This window comes from Maribacter sp. 1_MG-2023, from assembly GCF_030547005.1.
Classification (GTDB): domain Bacteria; phylum Bacteroidota; class Bacteroidia; order Flavobacteriales; family Flavobacteriaceae; genus Maribacter.
Genome location: NZ_JAUOPN010000019.1, coordinates 63627 through 70863, shown reverse-complemented (window position 1 = coordinate 70863; position 7237 = coordinate 63627). Strand labels below are relative to the sequence as shown.

Sequence of the window (7237 nt, the reverse complement as noted above, 5' to 3'; positions counted from 1 at the left end):
GTAGGGCCAGCGGGAGCAGATGGAAACGATGGAGCAACAGGAGCAACGGGAGCACAAGGTCCAGCCGGTCCAGTAGGACCAGCGGGAGCAGATGGAAACGATGGAGCAACAGGAGCAACGGGAGCACAAGGTCCAGCCGGTCCAGTAGGACCAGCGGGAGCAGATGGAAACGATGGAGCAACAGGAGCACAAGGTCCAGCAGGAGCAACAGGTCAACAAGGTCCAGCAGGGCAAGATGGTCAACCAGGTCAAGATGGACAAACAGGACCAGCGGGTCCTGCAGGTCAAGACGGTCAGACTGGCGCAACAGGAGCTACCGGGGCAACAGGACCAGCGGGTCCTGCAGGCCAACCAGGTCAGGATGGTCAGGATGGTGATCCAGCAACTGATGATCAAACATTGGCAACAACAGGAGCAGCAGGTCAAATATCTATTACAGGAGGTAATGCAATTACTTTAAATGTAAATGATGCCGATTCAAATGCATCAAACGAGCTTCAAACACTATCTAAGTCAGGTACAAATATAACTTTGTCTAATGGTGGTGGTACAGTTTCTATTGCTGATAATGATAACAATTCTAATAATGAAATACAGACAATTACATCAACAGATGGTTCTGTAACAGTGACTCCAACAGGTATTAATTATAACTTATCTGTACCAACAGCAAATGGTGCAGAAACGATTGTAGAAGCTGCGCCAGACACAGATATTAGTGTAAGTGGTACAGGTACATCAGCTGATCCATATTTGATAGCCAATACAAGGCCTGATATTTTCTATCCGCCTTCTATAGAGGTAGATGTAGCAACAACGGGTACTGGTAGAACAATAGATTTATATGCAGAGTATATTGATCAGTATGGTACACCAGATGTAGTTAGTGCAGGAGCTCCAGCAGCAATACCAACGTATGCTAATACAGAACTATACTATTACGTAACGCATTATGATGATACAGTATTTGACAATGTAAATGTAAGTGCGACAGGTGTTATGACCTATGATGTAATTGCAGCACCAACAGATTATAATACATTGATTAATGTAGTTTTTGTAGCCAAATAATTAGCTTAATAAAGCTTAGATCTCAAATCGATTTGAAAAAAACGCATATATATAAAACCATATTCCTCAGTATCGTAACTACGATACTGGGAGTGTTGGTATCTAATGCCCAGTTCTTACTTCAGGCACCTACGGATAGTGATCAAAATAACTTTCGTTGGTATGAAGCTTCAGACACGGCAAACGTACTTGGTACAGATTCTTTTTACGAAGTAACCCAACCGGGTATTTACTTTGCAACCTATGACGGTACCTTATGTGGCTCTAATGCAACAGGGTATTTTATTGTAACCGATTGTAATAATCCAGACAATGAAGTAACAATGGATATTACTTCTAACGTACCAAGCACAGCTTCGGTAAGTTGGAGTCCGCCATTACCAGGTGATCAATTAAGTCCCATGGTCATTGCTACCGATGCAGTGGTAAAATATACTGCACTAGTAACAAAAGCAGGTAATACGTTTAGTCTACCAAATTTTACGGTGGTGTGTTTGCCTGAAGCAGCAGATTTAGAAGATGATTTTGTAACTACAGACGAAGAAGTACCAGTAATTATAGATATTTATGGTAATGATGCCGATTTACCAGATGTCGGAGCCTTAACAACGACTGATCCAGCAAATGGTTCGGTAACAATTGATGATGGAGGTACACCAAACAATCCGATGGATGATATTGTTACCTATACTCCAGATGTAGATTTTAACGGCACAGATACTTTCGATTATACCATTTGTAATGCTTATGGCGATTGTAGTACGGCAACCGTTACCGTAGAAGTATTACCAATATTAGATACTAACGATGATTCTATTGCAATTGATATCAATGCAATTACAGTAATAGATACATGGCAAGTAAATGATAATGATTTACCAACCGATGGTACATTCAGTGTAACGCAACCAACCAATGGTTCTGTAACTGTTGATGATAATGGTACACCGAATGATCCATCGGATGATATTCCGACATATTTCCCGAATAATAACTATTTAGGTACAGATGCATTTGATTATACGGTTTGTGATACAGTAGGTAACTGTAGCACATCGACCATAACTATTCTTATTAACCCATTGGGTGTTGATATGGATAGTGATGATGACGGTATCGTTGATAGTTTTGAAGATTTAAATTTAGATGGCGATAATGACCCTTCTACTGATCCAACAGATTCTGATGGTGACGGCTTCCCAGATTATCTAGATATTGATGCTGACGGTGATGGTATACCAGATAATGTTGAAGCTCAGGCGACGGCAGAATACATTCCACCTTCTGGGATCGATGCGAATACCAACGGTTTAGATGATGCGTATGAAGCTAATGGTTTAACTGGATTATTCCCTGTGGATACAGACGGAGATAACCTACCTGATTATTTAGATGAGGATAGTGACAATGATAATGTACTAGATGCTATTGAAGCTCATGACCATGATCACGATGGTATTGCTGATGTTGTTATGATTGGTTCTGATAAAGATAATGACGGATTGGATGATGGTTATGAAGGTGCAATTTCGGTTGATACGGATGTCAACGATGAAATTGATGATCCTTACGCACAACTGCCAAATACGGATAATGACGAAGAGTCAGATTATAGAGATACCGATGATGATGATGATGGTATAGAAACAAGAGATGAAGATGTTAACCTTAATGGAGATTACGTTGATGATGATTCTGATTCTGATGGTATACCAAACTACTTAGATTCAGATTTAGGTCAGCTAGAAGAAGAAATTGAAGTTTTCAACGTTATTACACCTAACGGTGATGGCATTCATGATGTTCTTAGAATAGACGGTTTAGAGAATTACCCGAACAATACACTGAAAATCTATAACAGATGGGGTGTAGCGGTATATATGACAAAAGCATATGATACCGAAGGTAACGTCTTTGATGGAACATCTGAAGGTAGGGTAACCGTTGACATGGACAGTAAATTACCAGTAGGTACATATTTCTATATTTTAGATTATGAATTACCGAATGGAGAAACAGAAACACTGTCTGGTTACATATATATAAATAGATAATGAAAATATTGAATACATATACAACCATACTTAAAAAGCATTTTCTAAAACGGGCTGTCGCAATAGTTGCAATTTGTTTTGGAGTGTTTTCTTATGGGCAGCAAGACGCGCAGTATACTCAATACATGTATAACACCATAAGTGTAAACCCTGCATACGCGGGTTCTAGAGGGCATATTAGTATAGGTGCTTTGCATCGTTCTCAATGGGTAGGTTTAGATGGTGCGCCAACTACACAAACTATTAATGTGCATTCACCTATAGGGTATCGGGGTGTAGGTTTAGGTTTGTCAATTGTTAATGATGAAATCGGACCAACTTCAGAAACTAATTTTGATATCGATTTTTCTTATACCGTTTATACTTCAACTGAAGGTAGGTTAAGTTTTGGATTAAAAGCTAGTGCTAACTTGTTAGATGTTAGGTTTTCAGAATTAAACCAGTATACAACAGATCCAACCTTACAACAAGATATCGATAATAGACTTTCTCCTAATATTGGAGCAGGTATATATTATCATACCGAAAGATTCTATGCAGGTTTATCGGTGCCTCGATTTTTAGAAACATCGCATTTTCAAGAAAGCAACCTTTCTACGGCTAAAGAACAAATGAACATGTATTTGATTACTGGTTATGTTTGGGATTTGAATGAGTCTGTAAAATTTAAACCGGCATTATTGACAAAGGTGGTGCAGGGAGCACCCTTACAAGTAGATTTATCGGCAAACTTTATGTTTAACGAAAAGTTTATTTTAGGAGGAGCCTACAGATGGGATGCCGCATTTAGTGGAATGGCGGGTTTCAATGTATCCAATAAGTTTTTAATTGGTTTAGCGTATGATAAGGAAACAACAGACCTAGGTAATACTGCCTTTAATGATGGGTCGTTTGAGATAATTTTCAGATACGATTTCATTATGACCAAGAACAACTTAAAATCTCCACGTTTCTTCTAGATTTTTCTTTTTATATATTCATCATTACGAAAAATACGTAAAACGCCTTATTTTTACGTTATGAAGGAAGAACAGGTAATTCTCGTAAACGAAAATAACGAGCAAATAGGCACTATGGCTAAAATGGAAGCCCATGAAAAGGCAGTTTTGCATAGAGCATTTTCAGTATTTATTACAAATGACAGCGGTGAGATTATGCTGCAACAACGAGCGGCATCTAAATATCATTCTCCATTATTATGGACAAATACATGCTGTAGTCATCAACGTGTAGGTGAAACTAATATTGAAGCTGGTAAACGTAGACTTCAAGAAGAAATGGGGTTTCAAGCAGAATTAAAAGAATTATTTTCCTTCATTTATAAAGCTCCTTTCGATAATGGTTTAACCGAACATGAATTAGATCATGTAATGATAGGTAGTTATGATGCTGAACCAAACATTAATCCAGAAGAGGTAGAGGCATGGAAATGGATGTCTCCTGAGGCTATAAAAGAAGATATATCTAATAACCCTAATGAATACACGGCATGGTTTAAGATTATCTTTGATAAGTTTTACGAACACTTATTTAAAATGCCAGCGAAATAATGAAAGTAAAAGTAAGTAGAAAAGCACATTTTAATGCAGCCCATAGATTATATAGAAAAGATTGGGATGACAGTAAAAACATAGAAATTTTCGGAAAATGTAACAACCCTAATTTCCACGGACACAATTATGAGTTAATTGTAAGTGTTACAGGAGAGATAGATGCTGAAACGGGCTTTGTTATGGATATGAAGGTGTTAAAAGATCTGATCAAAGTAGAGATTGAAGACTATTTAGATCATAAGAATTTAAATATTGAAGTACCCGAGTTTAAAACGTTAAACCCAACAGCAGAAAATATTTCGGTCATCATATGGCAGAAGTTAAGACCGCATATTCAAAAATCGCACGATTTAGAAGTAGTGCTTTATGAAACGCCGAGAAATTTTGTAACGTTCTCTGGATAATTCAAGCATTAAAAGATAAGAAAGACTCCTATATAGCGTTATTTACCTGATATAATTGACCAACAAATAAGATATACAATGATACATCCTCTGAAATTTAGACCAATTTTAAAAGAAAGACTATGGGGCGGTACCAAGCTTAAGGAAGTTTTTGGTAAGCCTATAGAAAGTGATATTACTGGCGAAAGTTGGGAGTTATCTACCGTTAAAGGTGATATTTCTGTTGTTGCCAATGGTAGCTTAGAAGGGAAGTCACTTCAAGAACTTATAGACTCGAATGCAGAAGAGCTTTTGGGTAAAAGTGTTGTCGAACGCTTCGGAAAAGAATTTCCTATTCTTATAAAGTTTATCGACGCCAAACAAGATTTGTCTATTCAACTGCACCCAAATGATGCCTTGGCAAAAGAACGTCATGATTCTTTTGGAAAGACTGAGATGTGGTATATAATGGATGCAGATCCAAAAGCAGAACTAATTGTAGGCTTTAATAAAGATGTAACTAAAGAAGAATACGCTGAAAGTATTGATAATGATACCTTGCTTGATCTTCTTAATTATGAGGAAGTTAAAGAAGGAGATACTTTCTTTATTAATACAGGTAAAATTCATGCAATTGGGGCAGGGGTAATGTTAGCAGAAATTCAACAAACATCTGATGTTACGTATCGCGTTTTCGATTTTAATAGAAAAGATAAAGATGGTAACCTTCGTGAATTACATACAGAACTAGCATTAGATGCCGTTGATTATGAAAAGAAAGATGATTTCAAAGTTTCTTACGGTCATGAAAAGAATGAGGTAAATACAATGGTAGATTGCCAATACTTTAAAACCAACTTCATTGAGCTAACAGAGAATTTAGATTTAGACACTACACAAAGAGATTCATTTACCATATTTATGTGTGTTGGTGGCGAAGCTAAAATCAGCACTGCTGAAGGCGAAGTTTCAATAAAAAGTGGCGAAACGGCATTATTGCCAGCTTCTACACAGAAGATTTCTTTACAATCTAGTGGTGCTAAACTATTAGAAGTTACTATTTAAGGTCTAATTAACTGTACGGCAGTTCAAAAATTGTATTTTTGCAAAAAAATAATTAGAAATGGCAAGTATTAAAAATTTAAAGAAAGATATTAATAATGTTCTTGGTGACATTATAGAAGGTGTTTATATAGTTGAGGCTACTAATGGTACTACGCATTCAAAAGAAGGTTCTGCAATTATAGATGAGGCAATTTCATCTTTTGATGAATTGGTTGCTAAAGTCAACAAAAACGATGTTGAGAACAAGAAAGCACATTTCAAAGATGTAAGAAAAGATTTGGAAACTACAGCAACTAAATTGGTCGATGACCTTAACAAGTTGGTATAGTTTACCTCTTCCTTAAAATAAAAAAGCATCCTAATAGTTTAGGATGCTTTTTTATTTGTAATAAGTTGGTTTGTTCTATTTAATTCTTTTTCAATAGTTCAGCTAATTCTTTACCATATTTCGATTCAGCAACCTCTGGCGATAGCACTTGGTAAATAGAATCTAAGTATTTGACGTTGGCATCAGGTATTTCCTTTAAAGCGATGTATGGCGCTATAAACGACGATTTATTGTTTAAGGCAAAATTAATAGCAAACGCATAACCTCTTTGTGTATTTCTATTGCTGATATTTTCTAAAGAATCAATACTTATTTGGCTAAGTTGATTTTCTGGTTGGGCAGCCTTCATCATTATTTCAACATTCCTTTTATTAATACCCGTCATGGTCTGTTTGTATTCTTCAAATTTTTCTTGAGATTCAGAACCAGTTATTCTAGCAGTAGTATCAAATGTGTTCCAGTCTGTTTTAATAGTAGTTGTGCCTGGTTCAGCAAAGAAAGTAATACGGTCGTTAATGTCGTTATTATCTTTTTTATCTAAGTACAGGTAAAAAATCTCTGGACTCATTAATTTTGTAGTAAAAGAGAAATTTCCATCTCCGTTTATGGCTACAGAATCAACAGTAACAAGAACAGAATCAGGTACATGTTGTAAATACAGCGTACCTTTTTTAAGTCCTTTTATTTTACCGTTAACAATCATAGTTTCCTCTGGGTTGTCGCCACATGAACCTAAAGCTAGTACTGCTGCAACAACAAATAATATTTTCTTCATTCTATTTA

8 protein-coding genes are annotated in these 7237 nt (G+C 36.5%); 7 read left to right on the top strand and 1 reads right to left on the bottom strand.

Annotation, left to right across the window (positions count from 1 at the left end):
• From Q4500_RS17005 to Q4500_RS16975, 7 genes are all read left to right on the top strand, one after another.
• Nucleotides 1-1071: hypothetical protein (locus Q4500_RS17005; protein ID WP_303600784.1), on the top strand; the 1071-nt coding region annotated here is incomplete at its 5' end.
• 32 nt (nucleotides 1072-1103) lie between these two features.
• Nucleotides 1104-3125: a gliding motility-associated C-terminal domain-containing protein gene (locus Q4500_RS17000; RefSeq protein ID WP_303600783.1), complete on the top strand. Its 2022-nt coding sequence runs from the start codon at nucleotides 1104-1106 to the stop codon at nucleotides 3123-3125.
• A complete protein-coding gene (locus tag Q4500_RS16995; protein ID WP_303600782.1) occupies nucleotides 3125-4084 on the top strand; it encodes a type IX secretion system membrane protein PorP/SprF in 960 nt (319 codons plus the stop codon). Before Q4500_RS17000 ends, Q4500_RS16995 begins: the two co-directional genes overlap by 1 nt.
• A gap of 60 nt (nucleotides 4085-4144) precedes the next feature.
• Nucleotides 4145-4675, top strand: a complete 531-nt coding sequence (idi, locus tag Q4500_RS16990) for an isopentenyl-diphosphate Delta-isomerase (RefSeq protein WP_303600781.1) — start codon at nucleotides 4145-4147, stop codon at nucleotides 4673-4675.
• Entirely contained in the window at nucleotides 4675-5082 is a 408-nt protein-coding gene (locus Q4500_RS16985) for a 6-carboxytetrahydropterin synthase (protein ID WP_303600780.1), read from the top strand. Before idi ends, Q4500_RS16985 begins: the two co-directional genes overlap by 1 nt.
• Nucleotides 5083-5163: 81 nt before the next feature.
• Nucleotides 5164-6126, top strand: coding sequence for a type I phosphomannose isomerase catalytic subunit (locus Q4500_RS16980; protein WP_303600785.1), 963 nt, complete (start codon nucleotides 5164-5166; stop codon nucleotides 6124-6126).
• 58 nt (nucleotides 6127-6184) lie between these two features.
• Nucleotides 6185-6454 (top strand): hypothetical protein, encoded by a 270-nt coding sequence (locus tag Q4500_RS16975; RefSeq protein ID WP_303600779.1) that lies wholly within the window; start codon nucleotides 6185-6187, stop codon nucleotides 6452-6454.
• A gap of 79 nt (nucleotides 6455-6533) precedes the next feature.
• Here the strand turns inward: Q4500_RS16975 and Q4500_RS16970 are convergent, their stop codons facing one another.
• Nucleotides 6534-7229, bottom strand: coding sequence for a DUF4369 domain-containing protein (locus tag Q4500_RS16970; protein WP_303600778.1), 696 nt, complete (start codon nucleotides 7227-7229; stop codon nucleotides 6534-6536).
• Nucleotides 7230-7237: the final 8 nt, after the last annotated feature.